Origin of the sequence: Alteromonas sp. S005 (assembly GCF_036864475.1) — a bacterium.
Classification (GTDB): domain Bacteria; phylum Pseudomonadota; class Gammaproteobacteria; order Enterobacterales; family Alteromonadaceae; genus Alteromonas.
On sequence record NZ_JAZETN010000004.1, the window covers coordinates 107,654 to 124,235 of the forward strand.

General features: G+C 43.5%; 13 protein-coding genes. 3 read left to right on the top strand and 10 right to left on the bottom strand.

Translation table 11 applies throughout. The features are described 5' to 3' along the window. Positions 1 to 167: 167 nt before the first annotated feature. Complete coding sequence (locus V7R55_RS07175; RefSeq protein WP_334058623.1) at positions 168 to 2,297, top strand: alpha-galactosidase; 2,130 nt, start codon at positions 168 to 170, stop codon at positions 2,295 to 2,297. A gap of 73 nt (positions 2,298 to 2,370) precedes the next feature. Here V7R55_RS07175 and V7R55_RS07180 read toward each other — a convergent pair whose 3' ends face one another. From V7R55_RS07180 to V7R55_RS07215, 8 genes are all read right to left on the bottom strand, one after another. Beyond that, positions 2,371 to 3,471 carry a tetratricopeptide repeat protein gene (locus tag V7R55_RS07180; RefSeq protein WP_334058625.1) on the bottom strand — a complete coding sequence of 367 codons (1,101 nt, stop codon included), beginning with the start codon at positions 3,469 to 3,471 and terminating at the stop codon, positions 2,371 to 2,373. Between the two features lie 170 nt (positions 3,472 to 3,641). Continuing rightward, positions 3,642 to 4,928 carry an alpha/beta hydrolase family protein gene (locus V7R55_RS07185; RefSeq protein ID WP_334058627.1) on the bottom strand — a complete coding sequence of 429 codons (1,287 nt, stop codon included), beginning with the start codon at positions 4,926 to 4,928 and terminating at the stop codon, positions 3,642 to 3,644. 267 nt (positions 4,929 to 5,195) lie between these two features. Next, a complete protein-coding gene (locus V7R55_RS07190) occupies positions 5,196 to 6,149 on the bottom strand; it encodes a hypothetical protein (protein ID WP_334058629.1) in 954 nt (317 codons plus the stop codon). A 213-nt stretch (positions 6,150 to 6,362) separates the two neighbouring features. Then, positions 6,363 to 6,947, bottom strand: a complete 585-nt coding sequence (locus V7R55_RS07195; protein ID WP_334058631.1) for a single-stranded DNA-binding protein — start codon at positions 6,945 to 6,947, stop codon at positions 6,363 to 6,365. A gap of 269 nt (positions 6,948 to 7,216) precedes the next feature. Continuing rightward, a complete protein-coding gene (locus V7R55_RS07200; RefSeq protein WP_334058633.1) occupies positions 7,217 to 8,779 on the bottom strand; it encodes a sodium/sugar symporter in 1,563 nt (520 codons plus the stop codon). A 357-nt stretch (positions 8,780 to 9,136) separates the two neighbouring features. After that, the gene (gene galK / locus V7R55_RS07205) at positions 9,137 to 10,276 is read right to left on the bottom strand and encodes a galactokinase (protein WP_334058634.1); all 1,140 of its coding nucleotides are present in this window, start codon (positions 10,274 to 10,276) and stop codon (positions 9,137 to 9,139) included. Then, a complete protein-coding gene (locus V7R55_RS07210; RefSeq protein WP_334058635.1) occupies positions 10,269 to 11,324 on the bottom strand; it encodes a UDP-glucose--hexose-1-phosphate uridylyltransferase in 1,056 nt (351 codons plus the stop codon). Before V7R55_RS07210 ends, galK begins: the two co-directional genes overlap by 8 nt. Before the next feature lie 192 nt (positions 11,325 to 11,516). Next, the gene (locus V7R55_RS07215) at positions 11,517 to 12,539 is read right to left on the bottom strand and encodes an aldose epimerase family protein (protein ID WP_334058637.1); all 1,023 of its coding nucleotides are present in this window, start codon (positions 12,537 to 12,539) and stop codon (positions 11,517 to 11,519) included. Positions 12,540 to 12,848: 309 nt separating this feature from the next. On the opposite strand from V7R55_RS07215, the gene V7R55_RS07220 reads away from it, so the two are divergent. Further along, entirely contained in the window at positions 12,849 to 13,850 is a 1,002-nt protein-coding gene (locus tag V7R55_RS07220) for a LacI family DNA-binding transcriptional regulator (RefSeq protein ID WP_334058638.1), read from the top strand. A 433-nt stretch (positions 13,851 to 14,283) separates the two neighbouring features. Here V7R55_RS07220 and V7R55_RS07225 read toward each other — a convergent pair whose 3' ends face one another. Further along, entirely contained in the window at positions 14,284 to 15,147 is an 864-nt protein-coding gene (locus V7R55_RS07225) for an alpha/beta hydrolase (protein ID WP_334058640.1), read from the bottom strand. A gap of 211 nt (positions 15,148 to 15,358) precedes the next feature. Here V7R55_RS07225 and V7R55_RS07230 point away from each other — a divergent pair, with 211 nt between their 5' ends. Continuing rightward, a complete protein-coding gene (locus tag V7R55_RS07230) occupies positions 15,359 to 15,967 on the top strand; it encodes a hypothetical protein (protein ID WP_334058642.1) in 609 nt (202 codons plus the stop codon). 23 nt (positions 15,968 to 15,990) lie between these two features. Here V7R55_RS07230 and V7R55_RS07235 read toward each other — a convergent pair whose 3' ends face one another. After that, a complete protein-coding gene (locus V7R55_RS07235; RefSeq protein ID WP_334058644.1) occupies positions 15,991 to 16,575 on the bottom strand; it encodes an HAD family hydrolase in 585 nt (194 codons plus the stop codon). Between the last annotated feature and the right edge of the window lie 7 nt (positions 16,576 to 16,582).

The following is a 16,582-nucleotide window of genomic DNA, read 5'->3' on the forward strand; positions in this document are numbered from 1 at the left end:
TTCACAATGCAGACTACCATTGAAAGTAAAACGTTTACCCTAAAGTTGTAGAATAGGCATAGTGAACGTGATTTAATATGCGAAACTATGGCGTAAGAAAACACTGCTTACGTTGTAAAAAAGTTGTACCACCACCTAATTTACGTTTTATTAACGCTGAGGTTTTTATGTCGTCACTTTCTCAATTCGTACGCCTGTCGAACGAAAAAGTTACCTTAATATTCGACTGTCAGGGTCGTATGCCAAAAGTCATTTACTATGGTGCGCCATTGAGTGACAACACTACGCCTGAAATGCTTAGCGTTTTAAACACACGCCAAGAAGCTAAGTGTGCGCCAGTAATAGAGCCACCAATTACTTTAGTGCCTACCCATGGTGAAGGTTGGACAGGACAGCCAGGCCTTGAAGTTTCCGGTGATGCTGACCAGTGGTCAGCAGGCTTTTGCTTAGTAGAGATAAATCAAGACGGTCAATCGGTTGCCTTCATTGCTGAAGATGCACATCGCGGCATGCGCCTTATTACAACTGTCGAGCTCGATGCAGATACTAGTGTGGTAAAATATGTTTCTCGTGTAGAAAACACCGGCAGCAGTGCACTGAACCTCAATTACCTGAATGCTGCTAGCCTTCCACTTCCTACAACGGTTAGTAAAATTAAAACATTCGAAGGTCGATGGTCTGCTGAATTCCAAACCAAAGATCGCGACTTATTCTTTGGCAGCTACGTGCGTGAAAACCGTCGTGGCAAAACCTCTCACGACACTTTTCCCGGTTTAATAGCATTTCCTGAAGGAACAGGTGAGCTTAACGGTGAGTGCTTTGGTTACCACCTTGGCGCTTCAGCAAACCATAAGCTTCGCGCCGAACTCATGGCTGATGGCAGAAGCTACGTTCAGTTCGGTGAATTACTGTTTCCTGGTGAAGTGGTACTTGATGCTGGGGACAGCTACACATCTCCGGTGCTTTATACCGGATATGGCTGCGAAGGTTTTTCATCCCTGTCGCAACAGTTCCACAATTTCATTCGCAGTAATGTGCTAAACCATACCGCTGAATCAAAGCCTCGCCCAGTGCACTACAACACGTGGGAAGGAATTTACTTCGATCATAACGAAGACGAACTTAAAGCCTTGGCTGATAAAGTAGCACCACTAGGTATTGAGCGCTTCGTATTAGACGATGGTTGGTTCAAAGGCCGCAGAAACGACAAAGCTGGACTTGGTGACTGGTTTGTAGATGAAGCTATCTACCCAGAAGGACTAGACGGACTAATCGATCATGTTACTGGTCTTGGCATGGAATTCGGTATTTGGTTTGAGCCAGAAATGGTCAACCCAGATAGTGATTTATATCGCGCGCATCCTGAATGGGCACTTCAAACTGAAAACAACCCTCATGTACCATTTAGAAACCAATACGTTCTAGATCTGACCAACCCAGAAGTGGTTGAGTACCTCTATAAAGTGATTACTGATGTACTTAAAGCCTATCCAAAAATAAGCTACATTAAATGGGACATGAACCGCGACGTAAACCACCCAGGTAACCTTCAAGGTAAACCGGCAATGCACGGCCAAATGGCAGCGCTTTACGGCTTAATTGACCGCGTAAAAGCAGCCAAGCCAGGCATTGAAATAGAAAGCTGTTGTTCAGGCGGCGGACGTGTAGATTTAGGCATATTGCCACATACAGATCGCTTCTGGACGTCAGACTCTAACGATGCACTAGACCGCTTGTATATTCAGCGCGGCTGCTCTTACTTCTTCCCATCTGAAGTAATGGGCGCCCACGTAGGGCCGCGTGATTGCCATATTACGGGTCGTAACCTACCTATTGAAATTCGTTCAGCAGTAGCCTTGTTTGGTCATATGGGCATAGAAATGGACCCACGTGAACTGACAGATCACGAGCAAAGCGTGCTAACAGACGCCATTTCGCTTTATAAGAAATATCGTCATATTACCCACGGCGGCGACCTATTCCGCATGGATGATGACGGCATGAATGTGAAATTTGGTTATGTGTCGAAAGACAAGCAGGAGGGTATTTTTGCGTATAACAGTGTTACAGAAACCGTACGTACTACGCCTAACCGTTTCTACTTTGCAGGGCTTGACGCTAACAAGCAATACACCATTGAGCGTGTGTGGCCTGAAAAGCTGAAAGAATACACTCCTTCAATTTTGCAGCAAACTGAAGGGCAAGTATTCTCTGGCGAAGTCTTGATGAAATACGGTATGCAGTTGCCGGTACTCTTCCCACAAACAGCCCTGATTTATACTGTTAAAGCGGTTTAGCTTTCTAAGTGCTATGGCTTTCTAAACGCTATGGCTTTCTAAGCGCTGCTTAATGTAAATAAAAGTAAGCGAGCTATGCGGTATTAGGCCGCAGCTCGCTTTTTAGTGCCTTTTTGATTTTTTTGAGTGTCTTAGCAAAACGTTCATCTTTATCTTCTTCTATTGCCTCCACAACGTTCTGCGCTTCATTTACCTTATCAGCATTAAGAAGAAGTTCAGCTAAGCGTAGCTGAGCCCAATTAGCTGTTGGTAGACCTTCAGTATCAATGGTCGCAATCTGGTAGTCCTCCAAATAGCTTTTTAGCGCGTTTATACCTGAAGTTGTATACTCGCCACTTTCAACAGCAACTTGCCCTAAGCGATACTTTCCATACATAAGACTGGCTTTACGCTCTTGATAAATATCCCAAGCCTCAGTATCTGCTTTCGAAACTGCAGCCACATCTGTATCTGATAAAGGCAACAAAGTATCGTAAGATGCCGCGTACTGCTCATTACCTAAATAGAAACTACCTAGCTCCACCCTAGCGCGAATTTGGGTACTATCATCTTCAATTAAAGAGGCAAAGATCGCCTCTGCTTCTGCCTGTTTATCTTTCTCCAAATAAACCTTAGCTAAGGCAAACCGACCTTCGGTAGCATCTAGTTTTGAAATTGTTTGCGCAAGTGTCATGGCTTCATCCATGTCCCCTCCTGCAATAGAAGGAGCCATTAAGTGAAACTGCATTAAGGCTTGGTAAACAGCAACCTCTTCTGGGGCAATTTCTACTGCTTTTTCTAAACTCTCTTTTGCTTTTTTCGCATAGCCTAGGGCCGAGAATATACTGCTTGAGGCTTGGGCTCCCATCACGCTTGCATGTGTATGGTAAGCCTTATAGTTATCGCTGTAATCCTGAATAAACTGCTCTGCTGCCTCCTCGGCATCGTCTAAATCTATGTTCATCAGGGCAGAAATAAGCATGTTGTGCTGTTCTGGCGATTTGCTTTTAACGGCTTCAAGGGATTCTACAACGTAATTAAAGTCGCCTTGTTTGAAGTAGTCCTTTAGCCTTGCTACCTCATCGGCGTGCGCTGTAGCAATGTCTTGTGCTGCTGCACGGCTTTCGGTAATAGCCGCTGCTGGCATTAACAAAATAGAACACGCACATAGTGCTGACACAGTAAATTTACGCATTTTCACTTCCTTATGGTTTAGTTTATGGGTAGCCCGAAATGCCGCTTTAAAGCGCTTTTTACTATCAATGATTGATCGAAGCAGTCTTACATTACGCCACTATGCATAACGATAGAAAATAAATATGTAACAAAATTAAAAAAGGATGCCGAAGCACCCTTTTCAAACGGTTATTTACTGTCCATCTCTAGGCCCAATGCCCATCGGTCGTCGAAGCCCTTCCAAGGCTCTGGCTTCTTACCGTCTACGGGTACTTGGGCACTGCTGCCACTCACGTTCAGGTATTCACAATCATCTTTTAAACCTTTCACATGGCAGTTCATTAGCGCTAACGCGAAGTGCTCGTTAATGGCGTTAAGTTTTTGCACGTCCCACGCAGGCTCAATGTAGCTGCCCAAATCAAACTCGCTGCCATAGGCTTCTTTTGGTGCGGGGTGAGGTGCGACATTATGACGCGCATTTTTAACGGTAAGTAGCTTAGAGCCTTCACTGCCAGTATTTTCGAATAACCACTTAATACCGTCGTAACCGGAAATATCGTCGTTATCGCCCGCCACATAAAGAACCGGTACCTTGATATTGTTAAGTGATTCAACGTCAAAGAGCTGATGTTGTCCGCCCCATGGTGCAAGCGCTAGCGCTGCTTTCCAAGCTGGCAGCACATCTTTGCTACTTTCTTCACCACCGGCGCACGTATTTAGTGCCTTTTTAATAAGGGCTGCAACTTTAGGGTCTTGTGTTCCGGTAAAGGTTGCTGCTGTTTGATCGTTAAATGCATAGCAACCACCGACGGTACTTACCGCACCGTAGCCTCCCATGGAATAACCAATCACCCCTGCTTTACTTGCGTCAACATTTTCTTTGAAAAATTCATGTTCGCTGATGCTGTTTAAAGTAAGCACTTGGTCTCGTGAGCGGTTTAGTAATGTGCTTGGAAAACCTGAATACGGGTTTTCAGCAAAATTAACATCTTTATTCGTAGAATCTGTGTGGTCGATTGCCGCTACTACATAGCCGTGAGACGCAAGGTGTTCACCTAAATAATACATAAGTGTGCGATAGCCAGTATAACCGTGAGATATAACCACTACTGGGTAATCAGAATCTGCTGCAGCAATGGGCGCATCGCGGTTTGCATCACCCTCAATTTCAAATACTTGACCGCTTCGCGTTTCATTAATATAGGTTGCCGTCTCAGCTGCACTTGAAGCTGGATACCAGACCTCTAGGGTCAATTTACGCTCGACATCGTTTCCAGCGATATCTTTCACTTTTTCAGAGTAAGTTGCTTCAATAGTTTTTACGCCAACTGTATGTGTGCCTTTCTCACTTAACGACGGCATTACATCGGCTGGGAACGGCTTATAGAGCGTTTGAGCAGCTGATACCGAGGGACACATAACCGCGGCCGCTGAAACCAGAGCAGCACCGCCAAAAAGCAGGGGTAACGTTTTCATAATTCGGGAAATTTTCTCGTTATTAATAGGCAAATTTATAATACCGTGTCGCGGATATCGTACAAGCCAAACACTATTATTATTGTTGATTAAGAAAAATAAGGAGAGGTAATTACATCGGCCTAGCCGTGCATTGCCGGGACTTCAAACACGGGATTAATTAGCCCTAAATGCGCTTCACGACTGCGCGCCATCAGCCACCAAGAGCTTTGAATTAAGTATAAATTTTCGTAAAAGAAATGGTAAAACGTAACACCTTATAGATATTCAGTTTAAAAGGTATTCCTTCCACCTGTTATCAAAAATCGGTTTAAGAAATAAAGGGTAGCCATCTGCCGCAAAATTAATGTCTCTTAAGGTTTGGCTTTCCATAGGTCTAGACATAATGTGGCTGAGGGCTTTATCCAAATCATGCGTTACCGCTTGCCCTAACTCATTTTTAGAGCAAAGTACGCGCTTCGTTCCTCTTAACTTCTGTGACAATTCAGTAATTTGATAAACATTAAGCATATCGAGCTCTTCCTCAGGTAATGCTGAAAGCTCGCGGTGCCCTACATACCCAAAGTCTATTCTTCCACTTTTCAAAAGCGCTATGGTATGCATGCCTAAGTCTTTGCCTAACCCATTTAAACGAACCACATTGTTTTTTGTAGCCCATTGCTCAACAGTATCGGCGTACACGTTATTCACATCGTTGTAGAGTACCGTTCTCAAATTTTGCTGAAGCAAAGCACGTAAAGAAATGGACTCAAAATATCCCTGTGTTGGCTGAGACTGCGCGGTATCTAATTCATTTTTCAATGAAGGCTGAAGCGCGTTTCTTGCAACAATGAGTAGCGGTAAGTTTATAGAGGTTGGCTGGGAGTAATGTCCCCACTCAGCGCGCTCTTCTCGGTATGCAGCTCCATAAAAGCAATACACTTTTTGTGCGGATTGTTGATGCTGTACCAACGACCATGCGCGTTTAATCGGATAAGCTTCAAATTGGTGCTCGTAATCATGCAAGTGTTTAGAGAGGTACACCATAACGTCATATATGGGCCCTGAAGTTATACTGACACCACTGCCTTCAATTCCAAGCTCTGGTGGTCGCAACCATACGACTGTAGGCTTTTGAAAAGCACAGCTTTCCCCTTCACATTCGCCGTCTATTTGAGCAAACAACACACTGCTCTGTAGGTATAGCACAACAAAAGCTACTACGGTTACTACTTTTGACACTGCAAAAAACCACCCGTTAAAACTAATTCTTAAAGATAACTCATCGCGTTTATGGGGAAACAACAAAGCAATTATACTAAAACAATTTTAAGGTAATCGGAGAAAGAATGGCAGGCACCAATCTCATAATTGCGCGAACTTAGCTAAAAAAAGAGCCGCTATAAAGCGGCTCTTAGAACATTTTTAACTATTCTTCCTAAAAAGGTTGGTTCCCTAGAATGGAATGTCGTCGTCGAAGTCAAAGTCTGGCTCAGCCATTGGTGGGTTCTTAGGCTGACCTTGGTTACCACCTTGAGGTGCTTGATTATAGCCGCCACCTTGGTTTTGATTGTAACCACCTTGTTGACCACCGCCTTGCTGTGGCGCTTGGTTATAGCCGCCCTGCGCTGGTGCTTGGTTGTAACCACCTTGATTGTTTTGAGGACGTTGGTAACCACCGTTACCACCACCGCCTTCACCGCCGCGACCGCCAAGCATTTGCATTTGGTCTACGATAATTTCGGTAGTGTACTTATCCTGACCTTGCTGATCTTGCCACTTGCGCGTTTGCAGTTTACCTTCGACGTAAATCTGCGAGCCCTTTTTCAGGTACTCTCCGGCAATTTCTGCTAAGCGACGGTACATTGTAAGGCGGTGCCACTCAGTGCGCTCTTGAACCTGACCCTGTTGGTCTTTCCAGCTTTCGCTAGTTGCTAGGCTTAAGTTCGCAACGGCGTTTCCGTTAGGCATGTATCTAACTTCAGGATCATTGCCAAGGTTTCCAACAAGAATAACCTTATTAACGCCTTTCGTTGCCATTGATGTCTCCTGTAACGTTTTTAGTGGCTTGCTGTATAGCTCTTCATTAACTAAGACATCAGCAAGCGCGAAAGTTCATCGAATAATAGCCGGTTAGTATATCGTATTTTATGAGGGAAAATTCAAATTTTTCGCCTAACGTTTACGTCACTAACTGCAACACGTTCTTGAACTTAACAAAATTTATTGTCAGCGTCTTCTGAACTTTCGCCTTGTTTTTAGCAGAGTTTAGTTAGGGCGTTACTATGAGTAATGCCCTCTTATACTTGCTACCACCACGTAATATAAAATGCTGCGGTCAAAATCACTACGGCGATTGACGCTACGTTAAATCCGTTTGTAGTTTTAAACTGCACTTCATTTAGATCGACCGCGTTTTCGCTAATGCCCTTCTTCTCTAGTAGAGAAACAATAACAGCTAAAGCAACGCAAAGCAGGAACACGAGCCCAACACGATCGATAAACGGCAGTTCAGGCCAGAACTGTCTAAACACAATGCTTAATAAAAATGAACCTAACGCAGCTAATAGGCCACCGTTTGCTGTGGTTTTCTTCCAGAACATACCCAAAACGAACAACGCGCAGATACCTGGTGTAAAGAAACCGGTAAATTCTTGGATATATTGGAATGCTTGGTCGAAATTGCCTAAAAGTGGTTTAGCCACCACCATTGCAATGATAAGCGCCACCAAGCTTACGATTCGTCCTACTTTTACGTAATGCTGCTGCGACTCGTTAGGACGCTTGTCTTTATAAAGGTCCATGGTAAAGATAGTAGACACACTGTTCGTCATTGAAGCAAGTGATGAGACAATTGCTGCCACAAGTGCGGCGAAGATAATACCTTTAAGTCCAACAGGCATTAGCGTCATCAAGCTTGGGTAAGCTTGGTCAGGCTTAGCTAGATCAGGCACAATTAGTACCGCAGCAATGCCAGGCAATACAACAATTAAAGGCATAAGTAACTTAAGGAATGCCGCAAACGCAATACCTTTTTGGGCTTCTTGCACACTCTTTGCTGCCAACGTACGCTGAATAATGTACTGGTTAAAGCCCCAGTACGACAAGTTCATTATCCACATACCACCAACCAGTACAGAAATACCTGGCAAGTCCATATAATGCGGGTTGTCTTTTGACAAGATCATGTCGAATTTTTCAGGCAGCTTATTGGTTAAATCGACAAAGCCCTGAATAACACCGTTTCCATCGCTGATTAAGTTTAACGCGGTATACGACAGGAACAGTCCACCAATGACTAACAGCACCACTTGAATAATGTCGGTTAACGCTACGGCTTTCAGGCCGCCATAAAGTGAGTAGGCTAGCGAGAAAAGACCTAAAAACATCATGCCGTAAACCATATCTACACCGGCAATCGTATTGATGGCCAAAGCACCCAACCACAGCACTGCAGTAAGGTTTACAAATACATAAACGCCCAACCAGAATATTGCCATTACTTTGCGCACGCGATGATCGTATCGCTGTTCTAAGAATTGAGGCATGGTATAGATTTTATGCTTTAAAAAGATAGGTAAAAAGAATTTGCCCACAATAAGTAGTGTAATGGCGGCCATCCACTCATACGAAGCTATGGCAAGCCCTAACTGATAGCCTGACCCTGACATGCCGATGATTTGTTCGGCAGAGATATTGGCGGCGATGAGTGATGCGCCAATCGCCCACCACGGCAAGCTTGAGCCTGCTAAAAAATAATCGTTTGTGTCTTTCTGGTGCCCCTGCTTCTCGCGAGAAACCCACCATGCTATTGTGACTAGCGCGACGACGTATATCACGAATAATGTGATATCTATTGATGCTAATTTCATAATTTTTCCCAAAGTTTTTATTTTGGGTGCGGCGATTATTATGCAGGGTACACAGGTGAAAAATTGTTTTTATTATTTTATTGGTTTTTGCCACACCAGTGTCACGTATTAAAACGCGTTTCGCATTCTACGATAAACCGTTCACCGGTCAGAAAACCACCGATAAACGCATCGTGTTATTGCGGGTAGTATTAGTACCACACTTTGTTGATTTTTTTTAACAAGAAATGTGCACTTTTGTAAAAAAAGCCGCTTCTTGTGGAAGCGGCTTAAGGGACACAAACAATTTTAGGGAGTAGAATTGTTTAGAAAAGGGAGCGATATGTATTTAAAACCTTTGTTCCTAATGGTGTATTCCTAAGCGAATGCACCTTGTGTTGCAGTGCACACGTAGATATCTGCATGGTAGCCAGTTTCGTCAAAGTATTTGTCTGCTACTACTTGCTTCACAGCATCAACTTGGTCTGTAGGGGCAAGCGCTACAACACAACCGCCAAAACCACCGCCCGTCATACGAACGCCACCAGATTTACCAAGCACTTCACCGATAATCTCAACCAAGAAATCAATTGGACGTACGGTAATTTCGAAATCGTCGCGCATAGAAACGTGAGACTCAGCCATAGCTTCACTTACCGTCTCAATATCACCAGACTTTAAAGCCTGGCTTGCTGCTAAAGTACGCGCGTTTTCAGTAATAATATGCTTTGCTCGGCGATAAACCACTTCAGGCATGTGCGCTTTGGCTTCTTCTAGCATCTCCATTGTAGCTTCGCGCAACGATGAAACACCCAGTAGCGATGCACCTTGCTCGCACTGCTGACGACGCAAATTATACTCGCTATCTACCAAACCACGTTTTACATTCGAATTGATAATCACTATTTGGTGAGAATCTGGAAGCGGTGAGTGCTCGATGGCTAATGACTGGCAATCAAGCAGCATTGCCATACCTTCGTTGCCCATGGCTGAAATTAATTGATCCATGATTCCACATGAACAGCCCACGAAAGTGTTTTCTGCTTTTTGACCTAATAGTGCAGCCTGTACACCGTCTAATGGCAACTCATATAACGCGCTCAAGGCTTTCAGTATTGCCACTTCAAAAGACGCAGAAGAGCTTAAACCAGCGCCTTGCGGTACATTACCTGTTACCAGCAAATTTGCTCCACCAAAGCCTGGCATAGCCTCTTTTAATACTTTCACTACGCCGCGAACATAGTTTGCCCAACCTTGTTCCTCGTCGTAATTAATGTCTGACAATGAGAACTGATTCTGCTGATCTTCATAGTCCATTGCAGTAACCAAAATGTCACTATCATCGCGCTTAGTTGCCGCAACCCAAGTTCCAAAGTTGATTGCAGCCGGAAAGACGAACCCTTCGTTATAATCGGTGTGTTCACCAATGATGTTCACTCGGCCTGGGGCGTGTGCTATCAGCGTTGGCTCGTTGCCGTAATGCGCTTCAAATTTAGAAGAAAGTACTTGGTTATCCATTAGTATTCTCACGTTGCTTGTAGTGCACCGAAGGCAGTGCTTTTAATCTGTCTGCCGCCTGTTCAGGGGTCAAATCTCGTTGTGCTTCGGCCATCATTTCATATCCAACCATAAACTTACGAACACTCGCTGAGCGCAATAGTGGCGGGAAGAAATGAGCATGGAGCGTCCACTCAGGGTGGTCTTCATTATCAAATGGTGCACTGTGCCAACCCATTGAATATGGAAAAGACGTCTCAAATAAATTGTCGTATTTCGCCGTTATCTCACCAATGATTTTGGCAAGTGAAAGAGATTGCGAATCAGATAGCTCGTGCAAAGATTGAACATCAAAACGTGGCAGTAATAGGGTTTCAAATGGCCATGCAGCCCAATATGGAACCACAACCACCCAATCATCGTTTTGGCATACAACGCGCTCTTGCTTAATAACTTCTTGCTCAGCGTAATCTAACAGCATAGGTGCGTTGTTTTCACCAAAGTACTGCTTTAACTGTACTAATTTTTTTGCTGGGTCTGTGGGAATGTGCTGCTGCGCCCATACCTGACCATGTGGATGAGGGTTAGAACATCCCATCATTGAGCCTTTGTTTTCAAAAACCTGTACCCAACGATAGCTTTCACCCAGCTCAGCGGTTTGTTCTTTCCACGTGTTAACCACATCTACCCGTTCTTCGTCAGTAAGCTCAGGAAGTGTTTTACTGTGATCAGGTGAGAAACAAATAACGCGACTACAGCCTTGCTCTGTTTCAAATTGGAACAGACCTTTTTTCTCACTGGCTTGCTCAGTGTCTTGCTTGAGCGCAGCGAAATCGTTTTGAAAAACGAATGTGCCTTTGTAGTCTGGATTAACCTCGCCGTTCACACGCGTGTTAGATGGGCACAGATAACAAGTAGGATCGTAAGATGGCTTTTGTTCGTTATTCGGTTCTTCAGAAGCACCCTGCCAAGGACGCTTGGCTCGGTGTGGCGATACTAGCACCCACTCGCCCAATAACGGGTTATAACGGCGATGCGGATCATTGGTTGGGTCGAAAGGGGTTCCCATAATCACTCTCTCTGAATAGACTGGTTAAGCTCTAGCATAGCGCCTTTCACATAACGCTTTTGCATAACACTTAAGGGTTAAACGTTTACCCTAGCAATAATATAGCAAGCAATGCTGTTTATCAATTAACTAACAAAGAAAATTAATTGTTAAATTAATAACAATTAATTTTCTTTTAGCCGTTCGGAGAATTTACTCAGCGCTGAACTTATATCGAATCGTTTCTTCATAAGTTTCACCCGGCTTTACAAAACAATTCGGAAACGAAGGTTTATTAGGTGAATCAGGGAAGTATTGGGGCTCTAAACACAGAGCACCTAATTGCTCATCTTTTTGCAGGCTCCCCGTATAAAACTGCAGTCCGGGAAGACTAGTGTATAGTTCCATCGTAATGCCTGTATCAGTTGCTTTAACCGTAGCTTGTGGGCCATTCTCTGTAGCCGCTTGAAGCACATAGTTGTGATCGTAGCCACCCACTTTATCAAACAACGAATGTGACTTATCTTGTTCAGCCCTTTCTTCTATTTTAGTAAATGAAGTGAAATCAAAAGGTGTATCAGCAACATCAACCAAAGCACCAGTTGGTAACAGCGTACTATCTGCATCTGTCACCTTTTCTGCATTGATATACAGCAGTGTACTACCCACCTTCTCATGGTTGCTTAGTGTAAAATAGGCATGTTGAGTGAAACTAAGGGGTGTTTCTTTATCTGTTGTTGCTTTGATGACAAGGGACAACTCGTTGAACTGATTAAGCGTATAGCAGGCCTCGACATTAATATTTCCAGGGAAGCCACCCTCCCCGTCTGGGCTAGACAACGTGAATGTTACACTGGCGCTGTCGGTGAATTCTTGTGTGCTAGCTTGCCATAATTTTTTGTGAAAGCCGGCATAGCCCCCGTGCAGATTATGCTCTCCACCATTTTTATCTAACGTGTACTGTTGGCCGTTTAAAGTAAATGTACCATGCCCTATTCTATTAGCGTAGCGCCCTACAATTGCACCGCGGTAGCTAAGGTCATCAATATAGCCCTGCAACGTATCAAAATCTTGGACACAGTTTATCAATTCGCCCTTTGCATTTGGAAAATAAAGTTCTTTGATAATTCCGCCGTAGTTGAGCAAGGTAACTGACATACCGCTGTCATTACTTAAAGTAAAAGCGTTAACGATTTCGCCGTCTACTTCACCAAATGTAGATACATTTATTTTCATAACAATTTTTTTACCTTTTTGGATGCTCGATTAATTAGACTCGGGCAATTTAACGCGCTCGCTCGTATGGTTTAGTAACAATAGAGCACTTACAAAAGCTAAAAGGTTATACGTTTTCCATTACTTTTGACAGTAGTTTGGCCAAGAACTATATATGATAAACCCAGTCGATACTTTTGCCTGTTGCTTAAGTTATACCGCTGTACCTAGAACAGAGAGAATTTTACCTTTTTATGTAAATATAATGTACGCTATAGCAGTCGGACCCCGAGGTCTTCAATGCATTAAAAAAACAAAGTTAAAGAGAAAATGGCAACAATAAAAGATATAGCCCAAGCCGCTGGTGTTTCGTTAGCCACAGTATCTAGGGTTATTAATAATGGCCCAAAAGTAGGCAACGATACTCGACAGCGCGTTAAAAAAATCATGGAAGAAATGGGATACCGTCCCAACGCAAACGCACGGGCCCTTGTAACCAAACGCAGTGCCTCATTGGGAGTCGTTATTGCCGAACTCCACGACCCATTTTTCGCTATGTTGGCGCATGGCGTTGAATCAATTACTCGCAAAAATAACGTTCAAATACTTCTAAGTGCAGGGTCGATTGAAAAGGAGACGGAGCTTCGCGCCATCGAAACTCTGTTGGAACACCGTGTTGAAGCTATGGTCGTTCACAGCAAAGCCCTTGATGATGAAACATTGATTGGCTTTGCTAACCAAATTCCGGGCTTTGTTTTAATCAATCGTTATATACCAGAAATAGCGAATCGTTGCGTATGGCTAGATAACGTGACCGGCGGCCGCCTTATGGCCGAATATGCTATTAATCAGGGACATGAGCATGTAGCCGTAATTAGTAGTCAGTATCGTATTGACGACCCTAATCAGCGCCTTGAAGGAATAAGGAACGCTATAGATACGGCACAACTAAGCTTACCCGAGAGCATGATTGAGTATTCCACACCAGATCAGGAAGGTGGTGAGCTAGCTATGCAAAACCTGCTAGCCACTGGCGCTAAATTTACTGCTGTCTTAGCCTATAACGATGCTATGGCATCTGGGGCGATGACTATGCTGCAGGACCACGGTATTTCCGTACCTGAGCAAGTATCTGTTATGGGGTATGATGATGTGCTGCTTGCGAAGTACTGTCGCCCTAAATTAACCACTCTGCGTTACCCTGTAGAAATGATGGCGGCAAAAGCCGCTGAACTTGCATTGAAATACGCGTCGGGAAGTACACCAGAAGATGGCTTAACCTTTAAATATACTCCTACGGTAGTAAAACGCGATTCAGTAGTAAGAGTGTAGTCTTCGCTTATCTAATACCAATGTGCATAGAAAAAAGCTTACGAAAATTAAAAGTAAAAAATACCCGCCTGTTGGCGGGTATTTTATTTAATCAGTAGTAAGCCAGTTTGATGAGTGATTAATCGCAATTTGATGCATTACCGTGCAACTGTATTCTAAAAATTTTATTACGCGATACTATTGACAAAAATACCCGCCTGATCGTTTCACCCTAGACTTTTATCCCCAATTCGAAAAACTGCCTGATCTTGCGCATATTTACGATCAAAAAACATTAAGATCAGCATGGAGTGCTCTACAACGCTTGATTTAACTGATATTTCGTGATCCAACCAGACCGTTAGAATAAGATCGTGATCTGCCGGTATATATGGCTATTAACAGACTTACCAACAAGGTTTTCCACTATTTATCCACAGCCAATAAAACTCGCTTATTGAGTAAATCTCGCTAAAAATTGTTTGTACTGTTCAATGGCATAGTCACTTTTAAGCGTTGCATTGTGCGTAGCCCCGGGTACAACCGAAATATATTTTTCGCTACTTGATGCATCTTCTAGTAATTGTTGACTGATTGGATAAGGGGTTATCTTATCTTCCTCTCCCACAAGTAGCCAAAGAGGACCATCATAGTGACGCAAAATAGGTGCGATTTGCATACTATGAACCTCGTCGTGAAGCTTCATGTTGGTAAATGAATTAGAAAAGCCTGGTACCATGTTGGCGATAAGGTCAGATATGTTATTAAAAGCCCCGTCTAAAACCAGAGCATCAATCTTTCTATTGGCAGCAACATAACTTGCGAAATAACTACCTATACCTCGGCCATGTACAATGGTGGGAAGTGACGCATCAAACGCATTTTCGACGTAATCAAACTGGGTTAACGCGTCTTGCTTTATAGCGTTAATACTCAAATTTTTTGCCTTATCACTGGCCCCTACCCCCTGATAATCGAGCCATAAAATATTAGCGGGCAGCTTACCTAGCCTGTGAATAATGCTGTTATTTTCACTTAGCGCCATACGATTGTCTGCGAAGAAAACAATATTAACGACAGGGTCCGCGTATGAAACCGCAACGCCTCTTAATGTTAATCCTTGGTCATTTTTGACTTCAACACGGGTGATGCCCGCTGAGGCTTTATCTTTTTGAATAGCAGCGTGCAGATTTGTAGTATTCAGAGGTTGTTGTTGCGTATCTTGATAGAAGAATGCTGTAGGAGATACGTTAATTGCACACCCTAATAGTGAAACAGTCACAATTACACTAATTACTGCGTTTTTAAAGGTTATCATTTAGGAACTGTCCGTGTTGATTTGTAATAGAGAAGTTTATATTTAACTTACGAATGCTTGAAAGTCTCATCACTGCACAAACTTTATGCTTTGATATGCTAAACCAGCTGTAACAGTTTGCAACAGTTGTTGAGTTTCTTCGCACTACAAACTTTCTTATACTTGAGTCTATATTATTGACATAATCTATATATAAGAAAAAATTAAAATAATGAAAAATAGAATGTTTTTCTCTCTCCATGTTAGGCAATCAGCAAAAATATTTTTTGCCTTCTGCGCTCTACCTTTGCTTGTTGCTTGTGAGTCGACACCACCTGAATTCGACTCTTCGTTAATACCCGAGTCACAAAAGGCCGATTATCGACTGACAATGTCTAAAGCGAAGGCTTGCCCCGTAAACTTAGCGGAGCTTATTGATTCTCGAGCTAGCAAAGACTTATTAGTGGGGAGCAGTAACGTAACCGAAGACGCACTTTATGCGCTGCTACAGCAAAGCTTAGAGGAAATGAACGTGAGTCCTGATATTGAGGCGAGTAATAGTGTGAAAGTCGTGCTTAATCGCGCTTTTGTCAAAAGCTTGGGAACTAACATAGTTGCCACTGTAGTGCTTAACGTCAAATTCAAGCCTGCTTACGCAGAGAAGTATTCACCCGTTACTGTTTTTAAAGGCAGAAGCATGAACGTCAACACGGGTGAGGAGCAGAGCAACCAAATCGCCATTGATGCGATGAAAACTGCCATTGAAGATGCCACCAAACGTATAAAATCGTCACTTTTACATAACTGTGGCGACGCGTTAAGTGAACTAGAGGCAGTCTAATATATTGCGGTAATCACAATGCTTTAGTAGATGAGCCGCGTGTTATCGACCATAAAGCAAGCCATGCCGCCGTCAAGGGCCGCTTTTCTACCCATGTCGGTATCTTCAAACACCACACAATGCTGTGGTGCAACACCCATCAACTCTGCGGCACGCACAAAAGTCTCAGGGTGAGGTTTACCTTTAGTTACGTCATCAGAGGTAACCAGCGCTGATAATTGCTCTAATAACCCATGCTCATTTAGCACCCATTTCGCGTGCTGCCTGTCTGAGCCCGTACCCACAGCAATGGGCATGCTTCCCTTATAGTGATTAAACACATCCAGGGTATCTTGGATAAGTTTTGGCACATGATCTAGTCCTTCAAAGGCCTGTTTTTTATATAAGGCGACCTCTGCTGGTTCATGACTTTTACCATACTTGGCATTCATAAGATGCACGGTTTCGAAGGTAGGAACTCCACCGAGACTATGTTGATAATCTCGGTCGAAGGGATAGCCAAACGCATCGCAAGTCAGCTGCCAGGCATCAATATGCGCGCCCATTGAATCAACCAGGGTGCCATCCATGTCAAAAATAATGGCTTTATAACTGCTTAGGTCGATCATGGTGCTC

Excerpts from the sequence above, each read along its gene's own strand:
- V7R55_RS07185 (WP_334058627.1), bottom strand. The coding sequence starts at position 4,928 with ATGAAAACGTTACCCCTGCTTTTTGGCGGTGCTGCTCTGGTTTCAGCG.
- V7R55_RS07210 (WP_334058635.1), bottom strand. The coding sequence starts at position 11,324 with ATGGGAACCCCTTTCGACCCAACCAATGATCCGCATCGCCGTTATAAC.
- galK (WP_334058634.1), bottom strand. The coding sequence starts at position 10,276 with ATGGATAACCAAGTACTTTCTTCTAAATTTGAAGCGCATTACGGCAAC.
- V7R55_RS07175 (WP_334058623.1), top strand. The coding sequence starts at position 168 with ATGTCGTCACTTTCTCAATTCGTACGCCTGTCGAACGAAAAAGTTACC.
- V7R55_RS07200 (WP_334058633.1), bottom strand. The coding sequence starts at position 8,779 with ATGAAATTAGCATCAATAGATATCACATTATTCGTGATATACGTCGTC.
- V7R55_RS07180 (WP_334058625.1), bottom strand. The coding sequence starts at position 3,471 with ATGCGTAAATTTACTGTGTCAGCACTATGTGCGTGTTCTATTTTGTTA.
- V7R55_RS07220 (WP_334058638.1), top strand. The coding sequence starts at position 12,849 with ATGGCAACAATAAAAGATATAGCCCAAGCCGCTGGTGTTTCGTTAGCC.
- V7R55_RS07195 (WP_334058631.1), bottom strand. The coding sequence starts at position 6,947 with ATGGCAACGAAAGGCGTTAATAAGGTTATTCTTGTTGGAAACCTTGGC.
- V7R55_RS07235 (WP_334058644.1), bottom strand. The coding sequence starts at position 16,575 with ATGATCGACCTAAGCAGTTATAAAGCCATTATTTTTGACATGGATGGC.
- V7R55_RS07225 (WP_334058640.1), bottom strand. The coding sequence starts at position 15,147 with ATGATAACCTTTAAAAACGCAGTAATTAGTGTAATTGTGACTGTTTCA.
- V7R55_RS07230 (WP_334058642.1), top strand. The coding sequence starts at position 15,359 with ATGAAAAATAGAATGTTTTTCTCTCTCCATGTTAGGCAATCAGCAAAA.
- V7R55_RS07215 (WP_334058637.1), bottom strand. The coding sequence starts at position 12,539 with ATGAAAATAAATGTATCTACATTTGGTGAAGTAGACGGCGAAATCGTT.